The organism is Undibacterium sp. FW305-107 (assembly GCF_058788535.1).
Map to the genome: position 1 here is coordinate 206,190 of NZ_JBYTAV010000004.1, position 25,671 is coordinate 231,860.

The following is a 25,671-nucleotide window of genomic DNA, read 5'->3' on the forward strand; positions in this document are numbered from 1 at the left end:
CGAGATATTTTAGATACCTACCACCTTCAAATACCGCCTCAACGCCTCACTAGGCGTTTTCAATAGGGCGGCGCAAGCCTCTACATCGCCAGCACTGGCTTCCAGTGACTGGCGAATTTCTTCTGTGGGTATCTGTTCGGCGCGACGTATCTGGCTGTGGTTGTCGAGCAGCTTGTACATGGATGGGCGCGAGACACCGAGTTCTTGCGCGGCTCCCTGTATATACCAGTCGTTGTTTTCCATTGCGCGCAGGACGTCGTCGTCACTGAGTTCGGTCAGCTTTTTGCGTGGTGTGGCTGGCTGCGGGATTTTACTGTCTGTGCTTATGCTGGCCTGTGCCACGCTGGATGGGGTTTGGTGGGTGGTTTTTACCAGGCTGGCGAGTTGCGGCACTTCTCCCAGTTGCAGCGCCAGCAGGGCGCGACGCAGGACGTGGGACAACTGGCGGATATTGCCTGGCCAGTCGTAATTGGCAAATTCGCTGACCAGTGCTACCGGCAGGCTGGTGCCCAGTTCATTCGGTAGTTTGCTGTTGCTGAGCAGATGCAGCAACAGTACGCCTATATCTTCCCGGCGTTCGCGCAGGGGTGGCAGATGGATGATGAAACTTTCCAGACGACGTAACAGCGCCTGGTTGAAGCCTTCGCTATATAAATCCTGATCTGTCGCGGCGATCAGGCGGGCGCTGGACTTTTGGTCTTGCTGGGCACCCAGCGGGCGGTAGTCGCCGCTTTCGAGCACGCGCAAGAGCATGGGTTGTATGCTGGCTGGAGTATTGCCTATCTCATCGAGAAAGAGGGTTGCTCCTTCTGCCTCGGCAAACAAGCCTTTGCGGGCGTTTTGTGCGCCTGTGTATGCGCCTTTGACGGCACCAAACAAATCAGCAGCTGCCAGGGCTTCGTTCAGGGCCGCCATGTTGACACTGACGAGTTCTGCACTGGCACGCTTGCTATAGGCGTGGATGGCGCGGGCGGCGATTTCTTTGCCGGTACCGGTTTCACCCAGCAACAAGACGGGCAGCTCAGTCCCGGCGACCTGGCGTATCTGGTCACGAGCGACGATGGCGGCACTGCCTACGCCTATGAAGCCGAGGGCAGGATTGTGCTTGGGCAAGCAGCGCATCCAGTGCAGGCAAATGATGATGGCACGACCCAGGCCAAGGACGGCACCTGCTTCTATCTGTTCACGGCTGAGCGCCACAGGCGCGCTAACCTCTATGCCATTGACCTCTACCACCATGCGGCTGGCAGGGGGGGTGATGAGGATGTCGTCATTGGCACCGCGACTGATACGCACCGGATCACGCGAGATACCGCCATAGCCCAACGGCAAACCCTCTTTGGCGGGATGGCGGAATAGCGGCAAGAAGCGATTGATCTCGACCAAACCGTCAGGATTGCTGGCCATGAATTGCTCACCTATGCGCTGGCTATCGGGATGCCAGATGATAGTCAGCCCCAGCAAGGCAGACGCATTGTCAGCCAGCTTGGCCAGGGGTGAGGTCAGGGTGTAATCAGTATCGGTCATTGTGTTTGCTGCAAATCTTGGGCGCAGGCGTCGCAGATGTAAAGCGACAGTGTAAAGCGCCAATGTAAATTTGTATGCTTTACATGTCAATTGGGCTTAAAAAATAGCCTTCTCCCTAGGGAAACGTTGCTGGCACGGCGTTTGCAAATAGACCAGCATCAGGCGAGTCCACATGCTTGCCACCTGAAGGAGAGAACGATGCCCACCACAGAAATTTTGCTTATTGCACTCAATCTGCTGTTATTCATGCTGCTCAGTAAAATGGCCCTGAAAGCCAGACTGGCCCGCAATATCGCCATGCGTTTGCTGACCGACGACGTTTACTACAATGAAACCCGCAGTGTACTCATACAAAAAAATGTAGAGCGCGCCAAACTCAGCTGGGGCCGCGTCAGGATCAGTACCATCGCCCAGATACCTGTCACCCGTCCACAAGACCCGCAGGCAGCCTGGTCTGCTGCCGTCCACACCTCTACCCACTTGCGTCTGCGCCCATTGCCAGAACCTGCGCCATCGGTATTGGAAGTGCCGTATGCCTTGTGGGCCACTACCTGGGCATCGAAAGACACACCATGGTCCACCACAGTGACGCTGAAAGAAGAGAAAAAAACCGAAGCGACACCTGAGGCGGTTCCGCAAACCCAACTGCGCAAAGTTGCAGTAAAACCTGGCAAGACTGCACAAGACATGCTCGATCTGGGATTGATGCAGCACGCCCTGTTTTGCAAATAATCCGGAGCACTGACACATGCCAACACTAATCCAGGAGTCATGTATGAAGCCCGCACAGCAATTCGCGAATGCAGAGATGTTATTGAAACTTGATCCCGTCGGTGACTTTGCGCTTTTTCAGGACTGCTTGCCGCCCATGTTGAGACTGCAAGCCAATCTGTTTGGTGAACACACGCCAAGCGAGGCCGAAGAGGCGGCGGCAATAGAAAGTTTCCGCAGCCTGTTTGCTGGCGCCAAGACAGGATTTGACAGACGCAAGGCCGACAAATCCAATGCTGGCACGACGAGCATAAAAACAAATTATCACCGCCGTAAAAGTGACGACAGTACGGGTTGATGATCGGTAATCAGTATCAAACCCGAATGTACTAATGCTGGCGTCTGACAAAATCAGGAAAAAACATGATTACAGAAAAAAAGATCGTCATCTCATCTGAACTTGATCCTCTGGTTATTTTTGCGCCAGAAGAACCCGGCCTGCAATGGCAAAAAATCAGTGGCATGGCCGTACTGGATGAGGCTAGCCGGAACCTGGAAGTTTGTCGCATGCAATGCATGACACTGACAGAAGCCAAGGCATTTGCAGCAGCAGATGACCGTATTACTTTTTTCTTTTACGTTAAGCATTACGCCATCATGTATCACCATCACGTCTTGCATGCAGGTGATGTGATCTTTTTTTCTGGCGCGCCTGCTCTGCATGCCGAACCTGGTGCAGACTGCTTCGAAAAACCTGCCGCACCAGATAGCAAGCTGAGTATTACCGCCGCGCCAGGGAATAACTGGATTTCAATACAGGCACAGGTGCAGGTGCCATTCCTGAATAGTGACAAAGCGCATGCCTATTTGTGGCCATGCCTGCGTCCCGGTCAGGACAATAGCGCTGAATGGATGGATGGAGGCTTGCAGGCGGTGCTTAGTTACAGCCCTGTGCAAAACACCAGCGTTAATACCAGCAATAATCCAGGTCCAAATGGCGGTTGGTGGGTATGCGGCCAATATGTACATGCAGGTGGCAGGCAAAAACCTGCGCAAGCCTGCTTTGGTGGCCCCAGCATGCCGGTCAGCCCTGGTGATATCCTGAGTTGCCGTATTGTGTATGACGTCGCCACCCGCAGCTGGCTACAGACCGTCACGAATACCATGAATAAAAATAGCGTCTCTTTCCCGGTGTCGGTAAAACACAAGCATGGACAGACACATGAGAAAAATACAGTCAGCTTTTGTCTGGAAAAACTGACTCAAGCGCATCACGGACATGCAGAACACAGTCACTTATACCAGTGCTTGAGCCTGTTCAATATCATTGCCAGGGCCAGATACCCGCAAAACAACCTGGCGCATGGCTTGAATAATTTACCTCATGTAGATCATGCGAGCCTGAGTGATGACCAGACCAGCTTGCATATCGCCCGCCTTATCTTGTACAGCCCCATGCTGGATGTCAGGTAGCAATAAGGCGATTCTTGAAGAGAATCGCCTTATGCGTAGAGATACTATTCCCAGTTATTAAAGAAAGTCTGGAATACTGCGACCACTTTATCGATGTCTGTTGCAGATACGTCCAGATGGGTGACCATGCGCATATGTGGCGTCACTCTGGCCATGATGCCATGCTCTTGCAACAGTTTTGCCAGCCCGGCGCAAGCTGCGGCTGGCAGGTCGGCGTAGACGATATTGGTCTGTGGTGTCTGTACCTGCAAGACACTGATCTGGCGCAGGCCATTTGCCAGGCGTTCTGCATTGGCATGATCATCTGCCAGCCGCGGGATATGATGTTTCAGCGCATACAAGCCGGCGGCAGCCAGCAGGCCAGCCTGGCGCATGCCGCCGCCCAGCATCTTGCGCCAGCGCTTGGCCTGGCTGATCAAGTCATGGCTACCGCAGAGTACCGAACCTATGGGCGCGCCCAGACCTTTGGACAAGCAAACCGAAACACTGTCAAAACCCTGCACAGCCTGTCTGGGGCTGATGCCCAATTTAACGATGGCATTGCAAATACGTGCGCCGTCAAGGTGGGTGGCCAGACCACGCTCATGCGCCAGACTGGTTGCTGCCTGCATATATTCAGGTGCCAGCACCTTGCCGCCTATGGTGTTTTCCAGTGCAAGCAAACGACTGCGGGCAAAATGAAAATCGTCGGGTTTGATGGCATTGGTGATGTCATTCAGAGCGATGCTGCCATCCGCCTGGTTAGTCAAAGGCTGCGGCTGTATGCTGCCCAGTACGGCAGCGCCACCGCCCTCATATTTATAGGTATGTGCTTCTTGACCGACGATATATTCATCACCACGGGCGCAATGGGCCAGCAAGGCCAGCAAATTGCTTTGTGTACCGGATGGCGCAAACAAAGCTGCCTCATAGCCAAACAGATCAGCGGCATAAGCCTGCAGGTGATTTACTGTAGGATCATCGCCATAGACATCATCCCCCAGTTCGGCAGTGTGCATGAGTTCACGCATGGCAGGAGTAGGACGGGTGACGGTGTCACTGCGTAAGTCGATCCAGCTTTGCTGGTTTTCTGACATGGGTTTTCCTTGAGGATGAAAGATGCATGTATTTTAACAATTTTCATCTAACATTTTTTAAATCCACAAGCGCAGGTATTGCTGCACGAGTGGCCTGTAACAGCTACACTGTTGCTCTTGTCCATGCTTACCAGACCAACCACCCATGCGCAGTAAGGATGCGAAAATCGCCGCCAGTCTGTTTTTGCTGCTAGGCCTCATGAGCCCGGTTGTGGTATCCGGTTTGGTGGATTTTTCGCATGGCCTGATCGAGCATGTGAATAAACGCTTTGGCGTTGAGGGACCACGTCGCCTGACACAAATGCAAATTGCCATCAACAAGATCAGGGCTGCTGCGGGCAAGGACTTTGCCAAAAATGCAGCACGCTCTAACGATGGATTATATGAAATGCCGGTTTTACGGCAGGTGAATGATTTTTATAATCGTGTCCCCTACCTGACGGATCAGGAACATTGGGGGGTCAATGACTACTGGGCCACGCCAGTTGAATTTATTGCCTCATGGGGTGGGGATTGCGAAGATTATGCAGTAGCCAAATACATGACACTGAAAGACCTTGGCATACCCGCCGAGCGTTTGCGTATTACTTATGTCAGGGCAACACGCATAGGCGAGACCCATATGGTACTGGCCTACTACTCAACACCGACAGCAGAACCCTGGATACTGGATAATCTGGTGGAAGAAATACAGCCAGGTTCAGCCCGCAATGACCTGGTGCCGGTGTACAGCTTTAATGATGAAGACTTGTGGCTGGCCAGCGGCAACACCCGCAAGGGCGGTGCATCGACTGTGCGCCTCTGGAAGGATTTGATAGAGAAAATGGAAAAAGAAAAACGCATGTGAGCGGACTTATCCTGCCTCCGCCATGACTATCTTTTCCGGCGCGCCAAAATAAAAGCCCTGTCCACACTCTACCTGATCAGCAATCAATAATTGCAACGATGCTTCGCTTTCTACATTTTGTGCGATCAGGGAAATGCCCAGGGATTGCGCAAATTTGACGATGGCGCGCAAGTGGGCGTGACTGCTTTCATTCGCTGCAACTTCCTGAACCAAGCCACCATCCAGCTTGATGTAATCTGGCGGTACTTCGCGGATAAAATTCAGGGCATGTGGGTCCAGGCCAAAATGATCGACCCCAAAGCGTACGCGTGCTTCACGCAAGGCACTGACAAATTTCCTGGTCACGGCATGGTCTTTGGCGCAAGCGAACTCACTGATCTCGACTGACAGGCAGGCCGCCAGTTCTGGTGAAAATTTCAGACGCGCTTGCAACCAGTCGCAAAATTCTTTGCTCTCCATGGATTGTAGCGACACATTGATGGCGATATTTTTATACGTACCGCGATTTTTTTGCAGCATGTCCATGACCAGAGTAATCACTGCCTGATCAATTTCAGGCATGAGCTGGTGACGCAAAGCCATGGGTAAAAACTGATTGGCAGGGACCAGATTACCCTGGGTATCCAGCAAACGGGAAAACACTTCATGATGCACTAGCTGGCGCAATTGCAAACGCATGACAGGCTGGGCGAACAAGACCCAGCGGTTTTCTGCCAGCGCATTGTGTATCAGGGTGCGCCAGCCATGGGAGCCAGCTATCGTGGCTTCGCTGTCTTCCATATGGGTCAGGCTGATTTGTCCATTGCCGGACTGACGCATGGTTTCTATCGCCAGATCAGCGCGTGAAAAAATATCGCCACGTGTCTGTGCCGGGCCAAATACCAGGGCACCGGCAGCCAGGCTGACTTGGCGCGAAGCGCGCAGCAAGACCTGGTTCAAACGGTATTGCAAGGCATCGACCAGCAGCTTCATGGCCTTCTGGTCAACATCAATACAGACTGCTGCGATAGAAGCACCGCCTATGCGGCCAAGGATATTGGAATACTTGCTGAAGACTTCGCTAACCACCGTCGCCACGTCGGCCAGCAAGATATCACCTTGTTGATAGCCGTGCTGATGGTTGTATTCTTTCAGTCCATCAAACTCCAGTACAAAGATGACGGCAGTTTCAAAGCGCCCTTCTTCCGACAGTAAATGATTAAAGCGCAGGTCAAAGCCATGGCGGTTTTCCAGACCACTGACTTTGTCGATAAAGGCTTCGCGTCTGAAGTTTTCTGCCCTGGCGATTTCTTCATCAAGCAGGCTGGAGATACGCTCTGTCATATGATTCATGGCAACGACTACGCGTCGTAACTCACGTGTTTGCGGCACAACTTCGATACGGCGGAAATTTTTACCCTGTATGGCGATGGCGACTTCTTCTATTTTTTCCAGTGGTCCCAAAATGATTCTGAGCAAAACCACCGTCAGCCCCCAGACCACGAGGTACATGGCAAACATCCATAAAGCCATTTCCCTCATAGAACGCCACAGGTACTCATAGGCATAAGCCGGATGGCTGACAACAACGACCTTACCCAGTTGCCGCCAGCCTGATGAAATAAAAGCCTCGCCCGGTGGTGTCTGCAAATCGAACAGGGCAGGTATCCAGCCTGGCACACTGTCTTTGTTAGCGCCTAGCTCCTTGTTGAGCAGCACTTTGCCAGCGGGATCAAGCACCACAATTTTTTTATAGTAACCACGGTCAAACAGGGTGGAAATCTGGATATTTGCCAGAGTCTGGTCATTCTTGACCAGAGCTTCTTCCAAAGGCCGCGACAAGGCCGTGGCAGCATCTTGCGCATGCGAGGCCAGTTGCTGTTGCAAGTAATCCCGCGTCGTCAGCACTGACAGGATTTGCAAGCCAAGAAACACGGCAAAGAAAATGATGGATATGGCAAGAAGGAGTTGGCGTCTCAGCGTCATAAGGTCTCTTTGAGTGTTTTCATTCCCTGGAACTCATTTCTGTCTGCGATTTTCAATGTTTGTTGCCTATGGCGACTTTAACAAGAAAATAGCCTTTTCCACTTATTTCTTCCGCTTTATTTCAGGATTTGCATAAAATTATGGATATGGATTCGTTTTACCCGATCCTTCTCAATATATTTTAAATAAATTTCATGTCCAATACTGATATTTTACGTACCAAGATCAATCTCGAAACTGCAGCTTACCCCTGGAGTGAGTTATTGCGTCACTTTGCCAGCGGTACTGTGCTGGTGGTTCAGCCTGGCCTGGATCTGGTTGAGGTTGCCATGCACATGGCCGAAGACCATGCCGATGTCATTACTGCCCTGCTCGAACATGAGCAACTGGGAAAAGTCAGCGATGAACAGGCCCAGGCATGGCTGGAGCAGGACGCCCAGCACTGGACCGTGGTCGTCAAGCCCTGGATACTGGTGCAGGAACGCCAAAAATGAAGTTCTGACAGCAGAATTGCGGGCTGACATGAACTTTTAACAAGCTGAAGTAGTCTGATGGCCGGAGTCTGAGCCTCAATATCAGCATAGTTTTGGAAGGGCATGATGCAATTTTCACCACAAGTGGACAAACCAGCAAACCCAGGAATCAGCAAACCTGGGTATCCAGCCCTGACAATCTTGCTGGTGATCACCGTACATGTGCTTTTTTGGCAGCTATTGCGCCATCAAAACGTCTTTGTAAGGCATGGCGACATCAATCCGCTGGTGCACTACCTGCAAGTGTTGACGATAATCCCCAAGCCTGAAGTTCCCAAAGTCAGGCAACCAACTGAAGCAGCAAACAAAACTGAAAAGACGGATAAAAGAGCTATACGCAAAGAAATCGCTGCCACAAAAACAGCGAGCCCATCTCTGCAGCCCAGCAAAAAACCATCAGAATCGATACCGGATACCATCAGCCAGCCTGCGCCGCAAGCCATCAGCTCCGATAGCCAGCCGAGCTCGGGGCTGGACCTGGAAGCCGTGCGCAGTTCTGCGCTGGCGCTGGAACGCCAGCGTAAACCCTCAGAAATAGAACAAATGCAGGCCAGCCACAGACGTGGTGACAGCCTGGAAAAGCGGCTTGGGGAAGGGGCTAAGCGGGCAGAAAAGAAAGATTGCCTGAAGGCTTATTCGGGAATAGGCTTGCTGGCTGTCATCCCATTGGCGGTTAGCACCGTTGTGGACACAGGATGCAAATGGTAATGCTGTTGCCAGCTCGGCTATAATGCCGGATTCCGCAATGTGAACAAGGCTGGCACGGAAAGACCAGGACTATCTTGCTCAGGCAACGGCGAGAGATGCAATACCGCCCTACCCATTAATTATGCTGGTTCTTTGTGCTGTTGATTTGTTGTTGACTTGTTGTCGTTTGTTGCATGTTTAATGTCGAGACGGCAATTTTCATTTTTAATCTGGATCATTCATGAAAAAAACTTCTTATCTGTTCGCCGCCATGCTGCTGGCCGCACTTGGCTCTGGCTTCTCTCCCGTGACTGTGAATGCCGTTCAGGCACAAGAAGCGGCTGATCCTGCCAAGCAGCAAACAGTACGTCCAGAAATGGGCAAACCACTTAATGAAATCATGGAGTTGGTGACTGCGAAGCAATTTCCACAGGCACTGGAGAAGCTGGTCGTGCTGGAAGCGATGGAGAAAAAAACTCCTTTTGAAAATTTTGCACTGAATCGCATACGCGCAGTCATTGGTTCCAGCACCAATGACTCTGTCATGATGGTCAAGGCGATGGAAGCCATGATCGCCAGCGAATTCTTGAAAGAATCAGAAAAACAGCATTTCACTGAAGCAGTTGCAGGCACACTGTTTAATGAAAAGAAATATGCCGAATCCCGCGAGTGGGCAAAGCGCAGGCTGGCAAAAGATCCTGGCAATGCAGGCATGAGTAACCTGGTCGCCCGTTCCTATTATCTGGAAAATGACTATGCCAATACTATCAAGGTATTGAATGTGCAAATGGCAGAAGACGACAAGGCGCAGCGCAAAACGACAGAAGAAAATCTGCGTCTGCTGACCAGCAGCTATCAACAACTCAAGGATTGGGATGGCTATACAGTAGCACTGGAACGCATGGTCGCACTGTATCCAAAACCAGAATTCTGGGCTGACCTGCTGTATCGTGTCACCAAGAAAACCGGTTTTTCTGACCGCTTGTTGCTGGACTACTATCGCCTGCTGATCCTGAATGACAAATTTGAGGACGGCGCCCAGTTTGTCGATATGGCAGAGCTGGCCTTGCTGGCCGGTTTGCCTGTTGAAGCCAAAACTGCGATTGATGCTGGCTATGCCGCAAACTTGCTGGGTACTGGCAAAGAAGCTGCAAAACACAAGCAATTGCGCGACCGCGTCAACAAACAGGCGGCTGATGACGTCAAGAGCCTGGATGCTGGTGAAGCAGCCGCAAAAAATGCTAAAACCGGTATCGGTATGGTCAACATCGGTTACAACTATGTGGTTAACGGTCAGTACGACAAAGGCCTGGCATTGATGGAACAGGGTATTGCAAAGGGTGGTCTGAAATCTCCTGATGAAGCAAAACTGCATCTGGGTATGGCTTATCTGAAAGCAGGCAAGCGCGATAAGGCAGTTGAAACCCTGAAGTCAGTACAAGGCCGTGATGGTTCTGGTGATCTGGCACGTTTGTGGTTGCTGGTACCTGCAGATAAATTTGCACCTGCTGCAAAATAAGCTGACGGATATCTTCTTGGTTCGAATATCTACGCCACCTGCGGGTGGCGTATTTTTTTGTCCTGCATATAATAATGTAATCAAATGCAGGCAGATAAAAAAAGGCTGTTTTGCACAATGCAAAACAGCCTGTCAAATTCAGGACCGCAAGCTCTGATTACGGTACTGACGGTACTCCTTTGGATACTTCTTAATTACCCGGCCTTATCGGTGTAGCAGAGACAGGCCGGGCAAAAACTTTTTCATCAGATCATGAATCAAATCAAGAGTGGTATGCAGACTCACCATGGCTGGTGATGTCCAGACCTTCACGTTCTTCATCTTCCGGTACACGCAGACCAACCACCAGATCAACCAGTTTGTAAGCCACGAAGGACACGACGCCTGACCAGATGATGGTCGTGCCTACTGCTGTTGCTTGCGTCATGACCTGGCCAAAAATATCGTAAGGATCAGCCGACATTTTGTTGGTGACATAGTCAAATATACCCTGGCCGCCGAGAGATGGTGCAGCAAACACACCTGTCAACAAGGCACCCAGGATACCGCCGACGCCATGCACGCCAAACACGTCAAGGGAATCATCTGCACCCAGCAAGCGCTTCAGACCATTCACACCCCACAGGCAGATGATTCCTGCCAGCAGACCGATGATCAGGGCACCCATAGGGCCGACAAAACCACAAGCTGGCGTAATCGCGACCAGACCAGCTACCGCACCGGATGCACCACCCAGCATGGAAGGCTTGCCCTTGGACATCCACTCACCAAATACCCATGACACAGTTGCTGCAGCCGTTGCCAGCAAAGTATTGATGAACGCCAGTGCTGCGACATCGCCTGCTTCCAGAGCGGAACCGGCATTGAAACCAAACCAGCCCACCCACAACAGGGATGCACCTATCATCGTCATTGTCAGGGAGTGAGGTGCCATGGATTCTTTACCGTAGCCCACACGTTTGCCTATCAGATAAGCACCAACCAGGCCAGCGACCGCAGCATTGATATGCACGACGGTACCACCAGCGAAGTCCAGCGCGCCTTTTTGGAACAGGAAACCAGCTTTGGCAGTTTCTGTCGCCAGCGTTGCTGCATCCTTGATTGCATCAGGGCCAGTCCAGAACCAGACCATGTGAGCGACAGGCAGGTAGCTGAAGGTGAACCACAAGACCACGAACAAGAGAACTGCAGTGAACTTTGCACGCTCTGCAAACGCGCCGATGATCAGGCCACAAGTGATGGCTGCAAATGTCGCCTGGAAGGCTACATAGGCAAACTCAGGTATCACTACACCTTTGCTGAATGTCGCTGCAGTACCGAATGTTGCCTTGGCCGGATCCCAGATCCCTTTCAGGAACAGACGGTCAAACGAGCCGATGAATTTGCCACCTTCGGTAAATGCCAGTGAATAACCGTAGATACACCACAAAACCACAATCACTGCGAAGATCATGAAGACCTGCATCAGGATAGACAACATGTTCTTGGAACGAACCAGGCCACCGTAGAACAGGGCAAGGCCAGGAATGGTCATCAGGATGACCAGCAAAGTAGCAACCATCATCCAGGCAGTATCGCCTTTATTTGGCGTAGGTGCCGGTGCTGCCGGTGCGGCGGCACTGGCAGCAGCCGGATCAGCCGCCGCTGGGGCAGAGGCTGGTGCAACCGGTGCAACTACTGCTGCAGAGGCCGCAGGTGCCGAGGCACTGGCCGAAGCAGTCACCGCAGCAGCAGACGCTGCCGCTGGTTCAGCTTTGGCCGATGCATCCTGCGCTGATGCTACAGATGTAAAACCGACTGTGACCAGCAAAGCGGCCCCTGCCAGCATGTTCTTCAACAGTTTTTTCATGTGAACTCCCTGGTAGGCTATCAGAGTGCGTCGTTGCCGGTTTCACCGGTACGAATACGCACAACTTGTTGCAAGTCATAGACAAAAATCTTGCCGTCACCAATCTTGCCGGTGCGGGCTGCGGTTTCTATCGCTTCGATAGCGCGATCAACAATCGCATCATCCACAGCAGCTTCAATTTTTGTCTTTGGCAGGAAGTCGACAACATACTCTGCACCACGGTACAGTTCTGTATGGCCTTTCTGACGGCCAAAGCCCTTCACCTCGGTCACGGTGATCCCTTGTACGCCTATGGTGGATAGCGCCTCGCGGACCTCATCCAGCTTAAAAGGCTTGATAATTGCAGTAATCAGTTTCATGCTCGCCTCGATTTTTTTAAAATGTTTTAACTGCAGACAATACCAAAGTAGTTTTGCCTGTGAACTTGCCCGCTGGCGTGACATACAGTTTTTTCTCTGCATTCGTGCCCAGCGCTGCGATACCAAAATTCACACCAAAAAACTCCTTATTCACACCGATTTTCCAATCGGAATAAGAGTACGCACCATTGTTCTTGATGGTTTGATGACCAGCGTGCAAAGCCAGCGTGTAACCTTCAGGCAACTCAATGTTTGCACCAATATCCAGATAACCGCTGTTCTTGCTATCGATAAAACCGAACAGGTTGGTGACCGAGTGTGAATACTTGATATATGCAGGCCCCATGCCTAACTGGCCGTAAATTTCTGTGGTGTTGGCATCAGCAAAACCGGCGACCTTGTTCAGCCCATTGGATGGGTAGATATAAGTCAGGACACCAACATCATAAGAAACATCTTTGGTGATCTCGCCCTTTTTACCGGCGTAGATATCCCATTCAAGGTCACCACCACCGCCTGCATCCTTGGTCCATTTGATCGTTGACAACCATGTGCCAGCATAAAAGCCGCTAGGGTTATTCACATAATCAGCGCCGCCCTGCAAAGCTGGATCAAGACGCGATTGCGCAATCGCACGATAACGGTATTCGCTGACGACGCCAATGTTGAAGCTGACTTCATTGTCTGGTTTGGCTTCTGGCTTGGCATCTTCTGCATGGGCAAAACCACCAAAGAATGTTGTGGCTACAGCAGCGGCGATTACTAGTTTTTTCATTGCGCTTCCCCCTAATGATTAAGATTTGATTTGATTGAACTCTGGGCAGAATCTGTTTTCAGCATGTGGTGGCCAACAATCACTGCCACTCGCTACCACTTGCCCGGTCAGACTCTTAAATTCTTATTTCCCTTTCCTGTTAGCAGGAGTCGTGCCAACCATGGCTGTCACGCCAATAAATTGAATGTGCAGCACAGCACCCAGAGTGTATTAATATGCATACAGCCAGATAAACTCTGCGTCCCGCCTGTTTTTTATATTGCGCCGCAATACCAGTCGTGGTTTGGGCAAGATGCGCTATCATTGCTCCATAGGTAAAATAGCAAGCGAAAAAATCCACATTGCGCACCAATTTCGGGCATGACCGATTTCGCACAAAAAAGTGGCAAAGCATGATTTGCACCATAAATGTGCAATTACAAGATAGAGGATAAAAATGGATAAGCAAAATTTCTTTAATGACATGCAAGCCAAGATCAGCCAGGCACTGGAAAACTCACCTGCCAAGGACATAGAAAAGAATGTCAAAGCCATGATGAGCCAGGGATTTTCCAAGCTGGACCTCGTCACTCGCGAAGAATTTGATATCCAGGCACAAGTCCTGGCCAAGACCCGCGCCAAACTGGAAGCCCTGGAAGCCAGGGTCGCTGCACTGGAAGCACAGCAAAAAGACGATTAAGTACCAGACCGCATGTCACTCGCCGTACTCAAAAGCCGCGCCCTGAATGGTATGGATGCGCCACAGGTGACTGTGGAAGTGCATCTGGCAAATGGCCTGCCAGCCTTCACTATCGTCGGACTGCCAGAAACCGAAGTCAAAGAATCCAAGGACAGGGTCAGGGCTGCATTGCAAAACGCCCGCTTTGAATTCCCGAATAAACGCATCACTGTGAACCTGGCACCTGCTGATTTGCCCAAGGAATCTGGCCGCTTTGATTTGCCCATCGCACTGGGTATTTTGGCCGCATCCGGGCAAATCCCGGGAGATGCGCTGGAACAGTATGAGTTTGCTGGCGAACTCTCGCTGTCAGGTGAATTGCGGCCCATACGTGGCGCGCTGGCCATGACGTTTGCGATTTGCAAAAGCCAGCAGCACTCTGCACAGGAACCCGCCTTCATTTTGCCACGCGCGAATGCGGACGAAGCGGCACTGGTCAGCGACGCCGCCATCTACCCTGCAGATTCGCTACTACAGGTATGTGCTCACTTCGCTGGTGTGGATGGAGAGCAAAGACTGGTACGCCACCGCCCCGCCTCCAGACCCAGGCGGCCACAGTACGCCGATTTTGCCGAAGTCAAAGGCCAGTTACAGGCCAAACGGGCTCTGGAAGTGGCGGCGGCAGGATCGCATTCAGTTTTGTTGATGGGGCCACCGGGTACAGGAAAATCAATGCTGGCCGCCCGCTTCCCCGGCATTTTGCCTACCATGACAGATCAGGAAGCATTGGAATCAGCGGCAGTGCAATCCCTGACTTCAGGCTTTTCAATTGAGAAATGGAAAGCACGCCCATATCGATCACCACATCACACCGCATCTGCCGTTGCACTAGTTGGTGGAGGAGGCACCCCAAGGCCAGGTGAAATTTCGCTTGCGCATCGTGGCGTCCTCTTCCTCGACGAATTGCCGGAGTTCGATAGAAAAGTGCTGGAAGTTTTACGTGAACCGCTGGAGTCTGGTCATATCACTATTTCCCGTGCGGCAAGACAGGCTGACTTCCCGGCACGCTTTCAATTGATCGCAGCCATGAACCCATGTCCCTGCGGTTACTTCGGCCATAGTAATGGCAAGTGCCGCTGCACACCAGACATTATCGCCCGCTATCAGGACAGGATATCCGGCCCTTTGCTGGACCGCATCGACATGCAAATCCAGGTCGGTGCCCTGCCGCATGCTGACTTACTCAAGCAAGCTGATGGTGAAGCCAGTGCCAGTATACATGCGCGCGTAGAAACCGCGTTTGAACGCCAACAACAGCGTCAGGGCAAGGCCAACAATCTTTTATCGACCACAGAAATTGATCTGCACTGCCAACCGGATGAACAAGCCGGGCAACTCTTGCGCAATGCCATGACCAAACTCAACTGGTCCGCCCGCGCCTACCACCGCGTATTAAAAGTCGCCCGCACGATTGCCGATCTGGCTGGCTCTGTACATATTACGACGCCACATGTGGCTGAGGCCATACAGTACCGACGGGCGCTCAGGGATCAGTAAAGCTGTCAGTGGCATTGAAATTATCATCGCCATGACCAGATAGGGGACAGCATTATTGTTTCGCTCACCAGGAGTTGGCCATGTCCCCGCAAGAAACCCAGGTTTTACAAAACTTTCTCGATCAACTAGTGAAAGTGCAAGACAGCAACAAGGATGCGCATGCGCTCAGCCTGATTAATGAGGCAGTCAGCAAGCAACCGGATGCGCATTATCTGCTGGTGCAAAGAGCCTTGCTGCTGGATCAGGCCTTGGTCAATGCCAATCAGCAAATTGCCAGCCTGCAAGCTGAAGTGCGTGAATTGCAAGCACAAAGAAATCCTGCTCCCGCAAGCAACTTTCTCGACCCTGCCGCTACTGGCTGGGGGAATAGCGCCAGCAACAGGGTTCAGCCTGCGGCAAACTATAGTGTTACAGGTAATGCGCTACCGCCGCCACTGCCTGCTGGCTATATCAGTGCGGCAGCACCAGCAGTTGCGCCAGCATCCGGCTTTTTTGGTGGTGGTGCTGGCAATGTACTTGGCACGGTGGCCGCCACAGCTGCTGGCGTCGCAGCAGGTGCGTTCTTGTACCAGGGTATAGGGCATTTGATGGGCAACCAGAGTAACCAGAATCATGCCGCCAGCGCTGACAGTTCTGCTGCGCAACTGAACCAGGGTGGGAGTGATTTGATACCTGGTTATTTTGATCACCCCGCAGAAACTACTCCAACCGTAGATACTGCCAGTTTCGACGATGGTGCTGATGATATGCTGGATCTGGCTTGACCCTCGTTCGAATTAAACCTGTGACCTGCCCCGGAATACTCTGGGGCAAACTTGTAAGTAACAATCTCATCATGAAACATAGCGCTGTGTAACAGCCTGCTTTGCCTGGACGACATCAGGCTCCCAATTCTCTGGCTTGCAAGTCACGCCTGTCCTGATTTGTCGTGTTTTTATGGCATGCTGACAGCCCCTCTCCGCTGTTACAGCACGTTACGAAAATTTCACGAAATGAGTTCATACTACGTATCACAATTCAGCACCGAAAGCGTTGTATGCTGATACTTGAGCGTAAGGGGAAGACATGAACATTCAACTGAACTTGCAGCATGCAATCAGCGCCAGTCTGCTGGTCTTGCTGGCAGCTTGCAGTACCCAGTCACAGCAGAGCGCTGACAACGGCACTGTCGGTAAGACATTGACGCAAGCGGCAGTCGCGCCGGAACAATTACTGAACCGTTTGACCTGGGGTAGCAATCCTACGAGCTTGCAAGCCTTGCAGGCTGTCGGACCTGACCGCTATCTCGATCAACAGTTGCGCGGCCGCAATGCAGTCTTGCCGCCAGCGATACAGGCGCAGATTGATGCGATGACGATCTCCCGTCAGCCGCTGACCGACATCATGCGCGACCTGGAAGCCCGTCGCATCGCCTCAGAACAGCAAAAAGGGACGGACGACACCTTGCGCAAGGAGTACCAGCAAGAATTGACACGCCTGGCCAGGGAAGCCTCTACCCGTGCGCTCTTGCGTGATATTTATTCGCCCAACCAGTTGCAGGAACAAATGAGCTGGTTCTGGATGAATCATTTCAATATCCATAATGGCAAGGCGAATGTACGCGCCATGCTGGGTGATTTTGAAGAACAGGCAATACGACCAAATGCCCTTGGTAATTTCCGCGATTTATTGCGTGCCACGGTGATGCACCCTGCCATGCTCAGGTACCTGGATAATGAGCACAATGCAGCTAACCGCATCAATGAAAACTATGCGCGTGAATTGATGGAATTGCACACCATGGGGGTGAATGGCGGTTATACCCAGAAAGATGTGCAGGAACTGGCACGGGTACTGACAGGCGTGGGCATTAACCTGAGCAAGGATGCGCCACGCATGAAGCCTGAGCTGGAGAAAATCTACTTCAAGCAAGGCTTGTTTGAATTCAACCCGCAACGCCATGATTTTGGTGAAAAACAGGTGCTGGGCAAAACCGTCAAAGGCCGTGGCATGGCAGAGCTGGATGAAGTTCTGGTGCTGCTCTCCAGGCAACCGGCAACGGCAAATTTTGTCAGCCAGAAGCTGGCCAGTTTCTTTGTCTCGGATACACCGCCAAAAGACCTGACCGATAAAATGGCGCAACGCTTCCTGCAAACCGATGGCGATATCGCGGCCACTTTGCGTGTCATGTTTAACTCCCAGGAATTTATCGCTTCGCTGGGCAAGAAATTCAAAGACCCGCTGCACTATATGCTGGCCTCGGTGCGTCTGGCTTATGATGGAAACACCATCGTCAATACCGGCCCCATGCTGAATTGGCTGAACATGATGGGCCAGCAATTGAATGGCAGGCAGACACCTGATGGTTATGCACTCAATGAAAGTTCCTGGGCCAGTTCTGGCCAGATGACGGTACGCTTTGATATTGCCAAATCAATTGCGGGTGGCAATCCGGGCTTGTTCCGTATAGATACTCCGGCTGCACAGCCTGCGCCAGCTATGCCTGCCATGCAATCCATGCAAGTGCAAGGCATGCAAACTGCACCACCGGTGCAAGCTGCGCAGGTAGTACAAGCTGTTTCCCCGGCCCCGCAAGAAAAACCGCCGCAACCAGCACTGGCTGCATCGCCATATGTGAAAAGCTGGAGCACGAAATTCAGCCCCGCTACGCAGACAGCATTGAACCAAACGCGCACGGCACAGGAATGGAATGCCATGTTCCTGGCCTCGCCTGAAATGATGCGTCGTTAAGTTAATTTGAGCTAATTGTCACGGAAAGGTCATCACCATGAACCGTAGAGACTTATTGAAAGTGCTGGCCCTGCTGCCATCGTCTGCCATGCTGGGTTTGAGCAGCCAGGTCATGGCTGCACCGGCTACCCAGAACCGTTTGCTGCTGGTATTTTTGCGCGGCGGCTACGACGCCAGTAATTTGCTGGTACCTACTTCCAGCAATTTTTACTATGAAGCCAGACCCAATATTGCCATTGCCAGACCGGGTTCCATACCGGATGCGGCACTGGCACTGAATGCTGACTGGGGTTTGCATCCGGCCTTGCGTGACACGATTTATCCCATGTTCCAGCAAGGTGAAGCTGCCTTCATCCCCTTTGCCGGTACTGATGATCTGTCGCGTAGCCACTTTGAAACCCAGGACAGCATAGAAATGGGCCAACCCCTGAATACCAGCCGGGATTTCCATTCAGGTTTCCTGAATCGTCTGGCCAAGGTACTGGGTAATAATGGCAAAGTCAGTGCCATGTCTTTCACTGACCAGTTACCGCTGGCCATGCAGGGGCAGGCGCGTATCGCCAATACTGCCTTGCGCAATGTCAGCAAAGCGAATGTCGATCAGCGCCAACGTGAGCTGATCATGCAGATGTATGCCGATACCAGCCTGTCACAAGCCGTCAAGGACGGCTTTGCCATGCGCGATGAAGTAGCACGTGAAATGGCAGAGGAAATGAACAGTGCCAACCGCAATGCCATTTCGACCAAGGGTTTTGAACTGGAAGCGCAACGCATCGCCAAACTCATGCGCGACAAATATGCACTAGGCTTTATTGATGTCGGCGGCTGGGACACTCATGTGAACCAGGGTGCGGCAACAGGTACGCTGGCCGTCAAGTTTGAAGAACTGGGACGCGGACTGGCAGCTTACCGTACAGAAATGGGCGAGACCTGGCGCAACACCACGGTAGTGGTCATCAGTGAATTTGGCCGTACCTTCCGCGAAAATGGCAAGCGCGGCACTGACCATGGCCATGGCACGGTGTACTGGGTTTTGGGTGGCGGTATCAAGGGCGGGCAAATCGCCGGGGAGCAAGTCTCTCTTGAAGCAGGCAAATTATTCCAGAACCGTGACTACCCTGTGCTGAATGAATATCGTGCGGTATTGGGTGGTTTGTTCAGCCGTCTGTATGGTTTGAATGCCGGGCAGATAGAGCAGGTTTTTGCCGGCGTTAAAGCACGTGATCTGGCTTTGCTGTAAGCGTCTCCAGACCGTTCTGGCCTTCTTTATGTAAAGGCAGGTCTATATAAAAATGCGTGCCAGTATGCAAAACATCCTGGCCCTCGCCTCCTTCTTGCGCAGCTTCATGTCCGGCATCCTGCGACATGTAATAACCTATGTCACCATGCATTTGCCGGATAATGGCCTGTGATATCGCCAGACCCAGGCCAGTACCACCCTTGGCACGAGTGTCTGAGGAGTCAGCCTGCGAAAATTTTTGAAACAGACGCTCGCGGAAATTTTCAGGTATCCCCGAACCCTGGTCTATCACCTCTATGCGGATGAGATTGTCGCCTCTGGCTATGCTCAATACCTGCACTACGGCGCCCTCGGGTGAATACTTGCAGGCATTTGACAAGAGATTGGCCATGACTTGCTGGAAGCGCCCGGTATCCACCATGACCATGGCTTGCTCAACCTGGTCGCCGAGCACGATTTCAGTATTCATGCTCTGGGCAAAACCCTGATTATTATTGATGGCCGTTTGCAACAGGTTGTGTAAAGGCAGGCATTCAAAGACAAAATCCATCTTGCCAGCTTCTATTTTCTGGATATCCAGCAAATCATTGATGAGCCTGGTCAGGCTCTCGCTATTTTTGTGAGCCATACCCATCAGGGCAGAGATTTTCTCCGGCACTGCGCCCATGGCACCACCGGTGATCAAACCCAGTGCGCCCCTGATTGCTGTCAGGGGTGTACGTAACTCATGGCTGACGGTGGAAATGAATTCACTCTTCATGCGCTCCATCTTGCGGCGCTCGGAAATGTCCCTGACGATGACGATCAGTTTGCGCCTGCCTGCATGGTAATACTCAGTGATCGCCAACTCAGCCGGGAACAGGCTGCCATCCTTGCGCATGCGCTCGGTCTCTGTGCGCAGGCAACCGGTTTCCAGGAATTCCCGGCGGCTCATGGCCAGGCCCAGCAAATCTGGCTGGCCGGGAGGTGAGAAAAATTTACCGTTTTTGCCGACCACTTCATTAGCCGGATGACCATAGATCGCTACTGCGGCAGGGTTCAGGGCTTCAATCTTGCCGGTATCATCGATCATGATGATGCCGTCCGCCGCATTCTGGAAGATCGCCTGCAAGCGGTCGGATGAATCTTTCAAGGCAATTTGCTGCTCGGTCAGGTTTTTCAGCAAATGTGCCTGATTGCGGTTAATGACTTCTGCCTGCTGTTTGAGTTCAGTCGTTACCGCCAGATCCTGCTCGCGTCTTTCCAGCAAATTAACCAGTACGCTGAAAGCTGCCACGATGGCCAGTATGCCACTCATGGCAATAACGACGATGCCGGTGCTGATTTTGCGCCAGTCTGCCAGGTACAGGTCTTCATCGATGGAAAAATTGATGATCAATGGATATTTGTCCAGTGACTGTATTGCTGCCATGCGGGTGATGGCTTTGCCACCTTCAGCCATGCGCGGACTATTGGTGATGACGACACCTGACTTCTTATTTCTTTCATGCACCAGCTCGTAAGTGCTGCCTGTCAGGTTACGCATGCCCATGACTTCGCCACGCTCTGGCCAGCGCGCCAGGTAGGTAAAGTCATTTCTCAGCAAACCTATGGAGGCATGGCCATCGGCACTGAGTTTTTCATAAAACTGCGAATAGAACGACGGCGACATGCCCAGTATGACGACACCGATGAATTCGCCATCACTGCCAGTCAGCCTGTGACTGAGGAAGAACATCCATTTGCCAGTAGTCTTGCTGCGCACTGAAGAACTCAAAAAAATACCTTGTACCGGATTATCACGTTGCGCTATGAAGTAATCGCGGTCAGCCAGACTATAGGTGGGGGCCGGGAAGTTGCGTGAAGTGTTAATGACATTGCCATCCACATCGAGCACCGAGATGACTTCAACGGCAGGCGACAGCGCTGCTTTTTCACGCAGGAACTGGTGGAAATCGTGGGTAGATAATTTGCCTGACAGATATTCAGCACTGACGCTCCAGCGGTCCTGGATGCGTTCGGCAATGCTGTCGAGTGCCGTGTAGGCAAAGTCCATTTGCTGGCTGACTGTTTCTGCAAGTACGACGCTGAAGGTTTCAGTCTGCTTTTCCCATTTGCCGATTTCCTGTATGCGCAGCATCCAGATAGCAATGGCAGCCCCGACAATGATAGCCAGCACCAGACTGGCCGCCAGCGCAATGGCTAAACGGCTGGTAGGCAATCCTGCTGGCTTCATTTCATGTCGTCCGGTCACGCTCAAAGCTGATCCTTGTGCTCAAAGTCTGGCAAGTTGATAGACCTGCATGCTGCCCGATTTATTTTGACTGTTTTAATTTCCAAATAGTAAAGCATTGTTGCATTGTATATATATATTCTATTCCAGCACTACAAGCTTGACGGATAGTTCTATATCGTCAAAAAAGCAAAAGAATGTAGAAACGCATGCAGGAACGAATATAGGAACATCAGGACTTTATCAGCAAGCAGCAAATTTGCAGACGATTTACCACGCTTTCTACGAAGAAACTATTTATTTCTATCAAAAACGGCAAGGAAATGTTACGGTTTTAAGAAGATACACCAGATACAAGCCTGCTCTGGCTTGTAAGGACATGTTTACGATCTGTAGCGAGCGTCAGCGGGGTAAAGAGCAGCACATGAGCCCCGATCACGCTCGCGCTTAAGATCGCAAACAGGTTCTAAGGGTATTACATAAAAACTTAGAAAGGGAGCAAGCAAAATGAGAAAAAGCGTTTTGGTCAAAAGTCTGGTCATCAGTTTGTTGCTTGGCAGCGCGCCAGCCTGGGCCGAGGTCACCTCCTGTGAAACCATCAAAGACAAGGTTGCCGCAAAACTGGAAGGCAAGGGGGTAAATAACTACAGCCTGCAAGTCGTCTCAAAAGATACAGAAACCAAACACCGTGTCGTCGGGACCTGCGAGGGTGGCAAGAAAAAAATCATTTATAAGAAAGAAAAGGCTGGCAGCAGTAAAGCGGAAGAATAAGCTAAGCCAGATACTTTGTCTGAAAAGCGGATTAGCACAGGCGCTGGCCTGTCAGCAAAGCCGCTTTTCTCTTTTTGGGTTCTACAATTCCCTGACCATGTAAAAGGCTGGACCTGCATAGCTTGCCAGTTTTATCGTTTGCTCTTCATTCAAGTCAGTCTGTTCAATAAATCCCAGACCTTGCCAGTAAGACCTGGTGCTTTGTACTGACACCAGGCAGGCATATTCCCAACCCTGCAGACCGGCATATGCCAGGGCAGAGGCCAGCATGGCACGCGCCAACCCTTGCCCTGCCTGCTCAGGTGCGACTGCCATATCATGCAGGTATATCGCATTGGCGAACTGAGCCACCTGAAAGTCCTGACCCAGTGCAGAGACCCGCCCATGTACAGAAGGATAGGCAGCCAGGTAGGCGGCCACTTTCTTTTCCTGTTCAACGACCCAGGCACAATCTGGCGCTGCAGCCAGACGGCTGGCCAGCAATGCTGGCGGCTCGACCATGTCAGCGACATAGGCCAGGGTTTGTATTTGATAAACGGCAGCCAGATCTTGTGGCTGCATAGTGCGCACCAACATCTTTACTTTGTTGCCTTGGCACTGGCAGAGGAGCTGCTTTCTTCGGCTTTAGGCGGGTCTGACTTTACCATTTCCGGCTTGACGACATCTATCTTGTTTTCACGCATATAGTCATTCATTTCCTTCCATCCTGCATACACTGCCGCTCTGGCTGCATCAGGATTAAGGGCGTAGCAGTCCTCTATGGCGCGGCCAGCATGGCGGCAGGCACTGCCGGTAGCGCGGGCATCAGATTCGCGTGCCGCCGCCTCTCTGGCAGGATCAGGCAAGCCCAGACGGTCGCAAGCCGTCAGCGATGTCAGCATCAGCAAAAAAATCCCGGAGACTTTGGAAAATGACATCACAGCACCAAAAAAAATTAAGTAAGACTTATGTGTTGACCCGTGTTGATCTGCTTTGATCAGCAACTGGCCTGCTAATGATAACCCAGTGTATGCCTGCTCAGAATGGCTTGTTGCTCAAGACAGAGGGTCAATTACCTGCCAATTTTCTGAGCAAATTGCATTCTCGCGCAAAAACAGGCGAGATCTGCCCAAAGGAATTATCATGTAGCGCTGGTTTGTTGACGGCAAGAAAGCCGTAAACATGAATGCTATTTTGCAATCTTAAAGAAGTGAATTTCCATGAAATATGCCATCCATCGCGCCTTGCTGCTTAGTAGCCTGATTGTCAGCCTCATTATCGGCCTGGTACCGCTGAGTGCCTGCAGCCCTAAATTTGACTGGCGCGACGCCCGTGGCAGCAATGCGCCATTTTCCATTTTAATGCCGGGTAAGCCGCTGGGTGACAGCAAGGACATGCAACTGGAAGGCATCAATGTAAAAATGGATATGCTGGCAGGCGAAGTCGGCGGCATCAGTTTTGCCGTCGGCAGCACCAAAGTTGATGAGGCCAGCAAGGCTGACCTCATCATGGAAGCCATGAAAAAAGGCATGATCAAGAATATCCAGGGAACACCAGAAACCACCAAAAGCTCAGGCGCAGATATGCTGGAAGTGCGTGGCAAATTACGCAATGGCCAGCCTGTCATGATGGTAGGCCGCTTTTTGGTACGCGGCCCATGGGTGTATCAAATTATCATGCTGGGGCAGGAAAAAGACATGAAGCAGGACGTCATAGACACTTATATGACGTCTTTCAAATCCAATTGAAGCAACAATCTGAAACGACAATCAGGCAATTTGGGATTATTATATAAGTGAGCGCAGCCAGATCAGTACCGCTAGCGCATTACTAATATCTGGCCGCTCCATCTTCACATATCATAGAAAAATAGGGGAAATGTCCATGCTGATCACGTTCAAATCCAAGGCTGCTACAGAAATCACCATGTACAAAGAACATGCGCGTCGCATTCTTGATCTGCTACAAAAAGATGTAGAGCGCGGCATCATTACGCCACCGGAATTACCGCAAGCGATACAAAAAATCGAAGCTGCAGTTGCCGAAAGCAAGGCACATTCGATTTCTGAAGAAGTCAGCCGCGATGTCAATGCCCATCACAATGAAAACGGTGATGATAATGAACACGAAACGCCAGAGCCGGTGAGCTTCGCGACCAGGGCTTTCCCTGTACTGGAAATGCTGCACGCTGCCAACAAGATGCAGCGTGAAGTGATGTGGGGCGTATAAAGCCATGACTTCCCACGTAGAAAATACCAGGGAATTCGAACTCCAGACCGCCGATGGCAAGGCGATTTTTGTGCGCGACTGGCCACTGGCAGAGTCTGTCATGGCTCAGCCGCAGCAAGGGGTGGTCATCATGCATGGCCTGGGCGAACACTGCGGGCGCTATGCCCATGTCGCCAGGTTCTTCAATGCCCTGGGTTTTGTCGTGCGGACTTATGATCACCGCGGCCACGGCCAGTCTGACGGTGGCAGCGGTGATGTACCTGATTCCATGTGCCTGCTGCGTGATGCACAAATGGTCATCAGCGACTTTAGCCAGCAACTGGCGGCCCCCCCCATATTATTAGGGCATAGCATGGGCGGTTTGTTCGCTGCCCGCTATGCACTCGAACAACTGACACCGCTACGCGCACTGATCTTGTCTTCTCCTGCGCTGGCGATACGTATGTCGAGCCTGCAGCATGGTTTGCTGAAAGTGGCTTCCAGCCTGATTCCCGGTGTTGGTTTGCCAAATGGCTTGCAAACCCGCTATTTATCCCACGACGGCGAAGTGGTACTCGCCTATGAAAATGATGCGCTGGTACACTCGCGACTGAGTGCCCGCCTGCTGACCAGCATGTTGCAAGCCATGGATTATTGTCATGCCCATGCCGCTGAATTAAATCTTCCCTTGCTGATGATGGTGGCAGAAGATGATCATCTGGTTGACCCTGCCGGTAGCAGGCGCTTCCTGGAAAAGCTGGGTGAAATCCCGTTCAAAGAACATATTTACTCCGGTTTCTATCACGAAATATTTAATGAGCTTGACGCCACCAAGGTATTCGACGACTTGCGCACCTGGCTGGAACTCCAGCAATTTACCCCTTTGGAACAGATACAAAAAGCAGCCTGAGCCGGTGGATTTCAGATATTGGTTCAGATGCTGCTTATATACGGGCAACGTGGCCAGGCCTGCTGCCGGATCACAGAAAACTGAT

25 protein-coding genes are annotated in these 25,671 nt (G+C 51.7%); 16 read left to right on the forward strand and 9 right to left on the reverse strand.

Annotation, left to right across the window (positions count from 1 at the left end):
- Nucleotides 1–9: 9 nt before the first annotated feature.
- Nucleotides 10–1,527, reverse strand: a complete 1,518-nt coding sequence (locus AC3WQT_RS10485; RefSeq protein WP_492703821.1) for a sigma-54-dependent transcriptional regulator — start codon at nt 1,525–1,527, stop codon at nt 10–12.
- 198 nt (nt 1,528–1,725) lie between these two features.
- On the opposite strand from AC3WQT_RS10485, the gene AC3WQT_RS10490 reads away from it, so the two are divergent.
- From AC3WQT_RS10490 to AC3WQT_RS10500, 3 genes are all read left to right on the forward strand, one after another.
- Nucleotides 1,726–2,259, forward strand: a complete 534-nt coding sequence (locus tag AC3WQT_RS10490) for a hypothetical protein (RefSeq protein ID WP_492703822.1) — start codon at nt 1,726–1,728, stop codon at nt 2,257–2,259.
- 43 nt (nt 2,260–2,302) lie between these two features.
- A complete protein-coding gene (locus AC3WQT_RS10495; RefSeq protein WP_492703823.1) occupies nt 2,303–2,596 on the forward strand; it encodes a hypothetical protein in 294 nt (97 codons plus the stop codon).
- A gap of 65 nt (nt 2,597–2,661) precedes the next feature.
- The gene (locus tag AC3WQT_RS10500; protein WP_492703824.1) at nt 2,662–3,711 is read left to right on the forward strand and encodes a hypothetical protein; all 1,050 of its coding nucleotides are present in this window, start codon (nt 2,662–2,664) and stop codon (nt 3,709–3,711) included.
- A 44-nt stretch (nt 3,712–3,755) separates the two neighbouring features.
- On the opposite strand, the gene ltaE is transcribed toward AC3WQT_RS10500, so the two are convergent.
- On the reverse strand, nt 3,756–4,787 hold the full coding sequence (gene ltaE / locus AC3WQT_RS10505) for a low-specificity L-threonine aldolase (protein ID WP_492703825.1): 1,032 nt from the start codon (nt 4,785–4,787) through the stop codon (nt 3,756–3,758).
- Between the two features lie 145 nt (nt 4,788–4,932).
- On the opposite strand from ltaE, the gene AC3WQT_RS10510 reads away from it, so the two are divergent.
- Nucleotides 4,933–5,634 carry a transglutaminase-like cysteine peptidase gene (locus AC3WQT_RS10510; protein WP_492703826.1) on the forward strand — a complete coding sequence of 234 codons (702 nt, stop codon included), beginning with the start codon at nt 4,933–4,935 and terminating at the stop codon, nt 5,632–5,634.
- 6 nt (nt 5,635–5,640) lie between these two features.
- Here the strand turns inward: AC3WQT_RS10510 and AC3WQT_RS10515 are convergent, their stop codons facing one another.
- Nucleotides 5,641–7,599 (reverse strand): bifunctional diguanylate cyclase/phosphodiesterase, encoded by a 1,959-nt coding sequence (locus tag AC3WQT_RS10515; protein WP_492703827.1) that lies wholly within the window; start codon nt 7,597–7,599, stop codon nt 5,641–5,643.
- A gap of 194 nt (nt 7,600–7,793) precedes the next feature.
- Here AC3WQT_RS10515 and AC3WQT_RS10520 point away from each other — a divergent pair, with 194 nt between their 5' ends.
- The 3 genes from AC3WQT_RS10520 (at nt 7,794) to AC3WQT_RS10530 (ending at nt 10,338) form a co-directional block, all read left to right on the forward strand.
- On the forward strand, nt 7,794–8,093 hold the full coding sequence (locus tag AC3WQT_RS10520) for a DUF2288 domain-containing protein (RefSeq protein WP_492703828.1): 300 nt from the start codon (nt 7,794–7,796) through the stop codon (nt 8,091–8,093).
- Nucleotides 8,094–8,195: 102 nt separating this feature from the next.
- The gene (locus tag AC3WQT_RS10525) at nt 8,196–8,840 is read left to right on the forward strand and encodes a hypothetical protein (RefSeq protein ID WP_492703829.1); all 645 of its coding nucleotides are present in this window, start codon (nt 8,196–8,198) and stop codon (nt 8,838–8,840) included.
- 220 nt (nt 8,841–9,060) lie between these two features.
- Entirely contained in the window at nt 9,061–10,338 is a 1,278-nt protein-coding gene (locus AC3WQT_RS10530; protein WP_492703830.1) for a tetratricopeptide repeat protein, read from the forward strand.
- A 262-nt stretch (nt 10,339–10,600) separates the two neighbouring features.
- Here AC3WQT_RS10530 and AC3WQT_RS10535 read toward each other — a convergent pair whose 3' ends face one another.
- Genes AC3WQT_RS10535 through AC3WQT_RS10545 form a run of 3 tightly spaced genes read right to left on the reverse strand, consistent with a single transcriptional unit; the run spans nt 10,601 to nt 13,321 of the window.
- The gene (locus AC3WQT_RS10535) at nt 10,601–12,187 is read right to left on the reverse strand and encodes an ammonium transporter (protein WP_492703831.1); all 1,587 of its coding nucleotides are present in this window, start codon (nt 12,185–12,187) and stop codon (nt 10,601–10,603) included.
- A 20-nt stretch (nt 12,188–12,207) separates the two neighbouring features.
- Complete coding sequence (locus AC3WQT_RS10540) at nt 12,208–12,546, reverse strand: P-II family nitrogen regulator (protein WP_110254759.1); 339 nt, start codon at nt 12,544–12,546, stop codon at nt 12,208–12,210.
- A gap of 16 nt (nt 12,547–12,562) precedes the next feature.
- On the reverse strand, nt 12,563–13,321 hold the full coding sequence (locus AC3WQT_RS10545) for a TorF family putative porin (RefSeq protein WP_492703832.1): 759 nt from the start codon (nt 13,319–13,321) through the stop codon (nt 12,563–12,565).
- Between the two features lie 436 nt (nt 13,322–13,757).
- On the opposite strand from AC3WQT_RS10545, the gene AC3WQT_RS10550 reads away from it, so the two are divergent.
- The 5 genes from AC3WQT_RS10550 (at nt 13,758) to AC3WQT_RS10570 (ending at nt 19,506) form a co-directional block, all read left to right on the forward strand.
- Nucleotides 13,758–14,000 (forward strand): accessory factor UbiK family protein, encoded by a 243-nt coding sequence (locus tag AC3WQT_RS10550; RefSeq protein ID WP_492703833.1) that lies wholly within the window; start codon nt 13,758–13,760, stop codon nt 13,998–14,000.
- Between the two features lie 12 nt (nt 14,001–14,012).
- Nucleotides 14,013–15,536 carry a YifB family Mg chelatase-like AAA ATPase gene (locus AC3WQT_RS10555; protein ID WP_492703834.1) on the forward strand — a complete coding sequence of 508 codons (1,524 nt, stop codon included), beginning with the start codon at nt 14,013–14,015 and terminating at the stop codon, nt 15,534–15,536.
- 80 nt (nt 15,537–15,616) lie between these two features.
- Nucleotides 15,617–16,300 (forward strand): DUF2076 family protein, encoded by a 684-nt coding sequence (locus AC3WQT_RS10560; RefSeq protein WP_492703835.1) that lies wholly within the window; start codon nt 15,617–15,619, stop codon nt 16,298–16,300.
- Nucleotides 16,301–16,601: 301 nt separating this feature from the next.
- On the forward strand, nt 16,602–18,266 hold the full coding sequence (locus AC3WQT_RS10565; RefSeq protein WP_492703836.1) for a DUF1800 domain-containing protein: 1,665 nt from the start codon (nt 16,602–16,604) through the stop codon (nt 18,264–18,266).
- A 37-nt stretch (nt 18,267–18,303) separates the two neighbouring features.
- Nucleotides 18,304–19,506 (forward strand): DUF1501 domain-containing protein, encoded by a 1,203-nt coding sequence (locus AC3WQT_RS10570; RefSeq protein ID WP_492703837.1) that lies wholly within the window; start codon nt 18,304–18,306, stop codon nt 19,504–19,506.
- Here the strand turns inward: AC3WQT_RS10570 and AC3WQT_RS10575 are convergent.
- Nucleotides 19,478–21,721 (reverse strand): ATP-binding protein, encoded by a 2,244-nt coding sequence (locus AC3WQT_RS10575; protein ID WP_492703838.1) that lies wholly within the window; start codon nt 21,719–21,721, stop codon nt 19,478–19,480. The two genes, AC3WQT_RS10570 and AC3WQT_RS10575, sit on opposite strands and share 29 nt — an antisense overlap.
- Nucleotides 21,722–22,225: 504 nt before the next feature.
- On the opposite strand from AC3WQT_RS10575, the gene AC3WQT_RS10580 reads away from it, so the two are divergent.
- Entirely contained in the window at nt 22,226–22,489 is a 264-nt protein-coding gene (locus tag AC3WQT_RS10580; protein ID WP_492703839.1) for a DUF1161 domain-containing protein, read from the forward strand.
- A gap of 81 nt (nt 22,490–22,570) precedes the next feature.
- Here the strand turns inward: AC3WQT_RS10580 and AC3WQT_RS10585 are convergent, their stop codons facing one another.
- Both AC3WQT_RS10585 and AC3WQT_RS10590 read right to left on the reverse strand, forming a co-directional pair.
- Nucleotides 22,571–23,050, reverse strand: coding sequence for a GNAT family N-acetyltransferase (locus tag AC3WQT_RS10585; RefSeq protein WP_492703840.1), 480 nt, complete (start codon nt 23,048–23,050; stop codon nt 22,571–22,573).
- 17 nt (nt 23,051–23,067) lie between these two features.
- On the reverse strand, nt 23,068–23,406 hold the full coding sequence (locus AC3WQT_RS10590) for a hypothetical protein (protein ID WP_492703841.1): 339 nt from the start codon (nt 23,404–23,406) through the stop codon (nt 23,068–23,070).
- Nucleotides 23,407–23,688: 282 nt separating this feature from the next.
- On the opposite strand from AC3WQT_RS10590, the gene AC3WQT_RS10595 reads away from it, so the two are divergent.
- The 3 genes from AC3WQT_RS10595 to AC3WQT_RS10605 all read left to right on the forward strand — a co-directional run bounded on the left by AC3WQT_RS10595 (nt 23,689) and on the right by AC3WQT_RS10605 (nt 25,586).
- The gene (locus AC3WQT_RS10595; RefSeq protein WP_492703842.1) at nt 23,689–24,216 is read left to right on the forward strand and encodes a hypothetical protein; all 528 of its coding nucleotides are present in this window, start codon (nt 23,689–23,691) and stop codon (nt 24,214–24,216) included.
- A 136-nt stretch (nt 24,217–24,352) separates the two neighbouring features.
- Nucleotides 24,353–24,697 (forward strand): DUF1840 domain-containing protein, encoded by a 345-nt coding sequence (locus AC3WQT_RS10600; RefSeq protein ID WP_492703843.1) that lies wholly within the window; start codon nt 24,353–24,355, stop codon nt 24,695–24,697.
- Nucleotides 24,698–24,701: 4 nt separating this feature from the next.
- Nucleotides 24,702–25,586, forward strand: a complete 885-nt coding sequence (locus AC3WQT_RS10605) for an alpha/beta hydrolase (RefSeq protein ID WP_492703844.1) — start codon at nt 24,702–24,704, stop codon at nt 25,584–25,586.
- The last annotated feature ends 85 nt before the right edge of the window (nt 25,587–25,671 follow it).

Coding starts and splice junctions, on each gene's coding strand:
- AC3WQT_RS10515 (WP_492703827.1), bottom strand. CDS start 7,599: ATGACGCTGAGACGCCAACTCCTTCTTGCCATATCCATCATTTTCTTT.
- AC3WQT_RS10600 (WP_492703843.1), top strand. CDS start 24,353: ATGCTGATCACGTTCAAATCCAAGGCTGCTACAGAAATCACCATGTAC.
- AC3WQT_RS10570 (WP_492703837.1), top strand. CDS start 18,304: ATGAACCGTAGAGACTTATTGAAAGTGCTGGCCCTGCTGCCATCGTCT.
- AC3WQT_RS10500 (WP_492703824.1), top strand. CDS start 2,662: ATGATTACAGAAAAAAAGATCGTCATCTCATCTGAACTTGATCCTCTG.
- AC3WQT_RS10550 (WP_492703833.1), top strand. CDS start 13,758: ATGGATAAGCAAAATTTCTTTAATGACATGCAAGCCAAGATCAGCCAG.
- AC3WQT_RS10525 (WP_492703829.1), top strand. CDS start 8,196: ATGATGCAATTTTCACCACAAGTGGACAAACCAGCAAACCCAGGAATC.
- AC3WQT_RS10495 (WP_492703823.1), top strand. CDS start 2,303: ATGAAGCCCGCACAGCAATTCGCGAATGCAGAGATGTTATTGAAACTT.
- AC3WQT_RS10590 (WP_492703841.1), bottom strand. CDS start 23,406: ATGTCATTTTCCAAAGTCTCCGGGATTTTTTTGCTGATGCTGACATCG.
- AC3WQT_RS10540 (WP_110254759.1), bottom strand. CDS start 12,546: ATGAAACTGATTACTGCAATTATCAAGCCTTTTAAGCTGGATGAGGTC.
- AC3WQT_RS10565 (WP_492703836.1), top strand. CDS start 16,602: ATGAACATTCAACTGAACTTGCAGCATGCAATCAGCGCCAGTCTGCTG.
- AC3WQT_RS10585 (WP_492703840.1), bottom strand. CDS start 23,050: ATGCAGCCACAAGATCTGGCTGCCGTTTATCAAATACAAACCCTGGCC.
- AC3WQT_RS10520 (WP_492703828.1), top strand. CDS start 7,794: ATGTCCAATACTGATATTTTACGTACCAAGATCAATCTCGAAACTGCA.
- AC3WQT_RS10580 (WP_492703839.1), top strand. CDS start 22,226: ATGAGAAAAAGCGTTTTGGTCAAAAGTCTGGTCATCAGTTTGTTGCTT.
- AC3WQT_RS10560 (WP_492703835.1), top strand. CDS start 15,617: ATGTCCCCGCAAGAAACCCAGGTTTTACAAAACTTTCTCGATCAACTA.
- AC3WQT_RS10575 (WP_492703838.1), bottom strand. CDS start 21,721: ATGAAGCCAGCAGGATTGCCTACCAGCCGTTTAGCCATTGCGCTGGCG.
- AC3WQT_RS10485 (WP_492703821.1), bottom strand. CDS start 1,527: ATGACCGATACTGATTACACCCTGACCTCACCCCTGGCCAAGCTGGCT.
- AC3WQT_RS10490 (WP_492703822.1), top strand. CDS start 1,726: ATGCCCACCACAGAAATTTTGCTTATTGCACTCAATCTGCTGTTATTC.
- ltaE (WP_492703825.1), bottom strand. CDS start 4,787: ATGTCAGAAAACCAGCAAAGCTGGATCGACTTACGCAGTGACACCGTC.
- AC3WQT_RS10510 (WP_492703826.1), top strand. CDS start 4,933: ATGCGCAGTAAGGATGCGAAAATCGCCGCCAGTCTGTTTTTGCTGCTA.
- AC3WQT_RS10555 (WP_492703834.1), top strand. CDS start 14,013: ATGTCACTCGCCGTACTCAAAAGCCGCGCCCTGAATGGTATGGATGCG.
- AC3WQT_RS10605 (WP_492703844.1), top strand. CDS start 24,702: ATGACTTCCCACGTAGAAAATACCAGGGAATTCGAACTCCAGACCGCC.
- AC3WQT_RS10545 (WP_492703832.1), bottom strand. CDS start 13,321: ATGAAAAAACTAGTAATCGCCGCTGCTGTAGCCACAACATTCTTTGGT.
- AC3WQT_RS10535 (WP_492703831.1), bottom strand. CDS start 12,187: ATGAAAAAACTGTTGAAGAACATGCTGGCAGGGGCCGCTTTGCTGGTC.
- AC3WQT_RS10595 (WP_492703842.1), top strand. CDS start 23,689: ATGAAATATGCCATCCATCGCGCCTTGCTGCTTAGTAGCCTGATTGTC.
- AC3WQT_RS10530 (WP_492703830.1), top strand. CDS start 9,061: ATGAAAAAAACTTCTTATCTGTTCGCCGCCATGCTGCTGGCCGCACTT.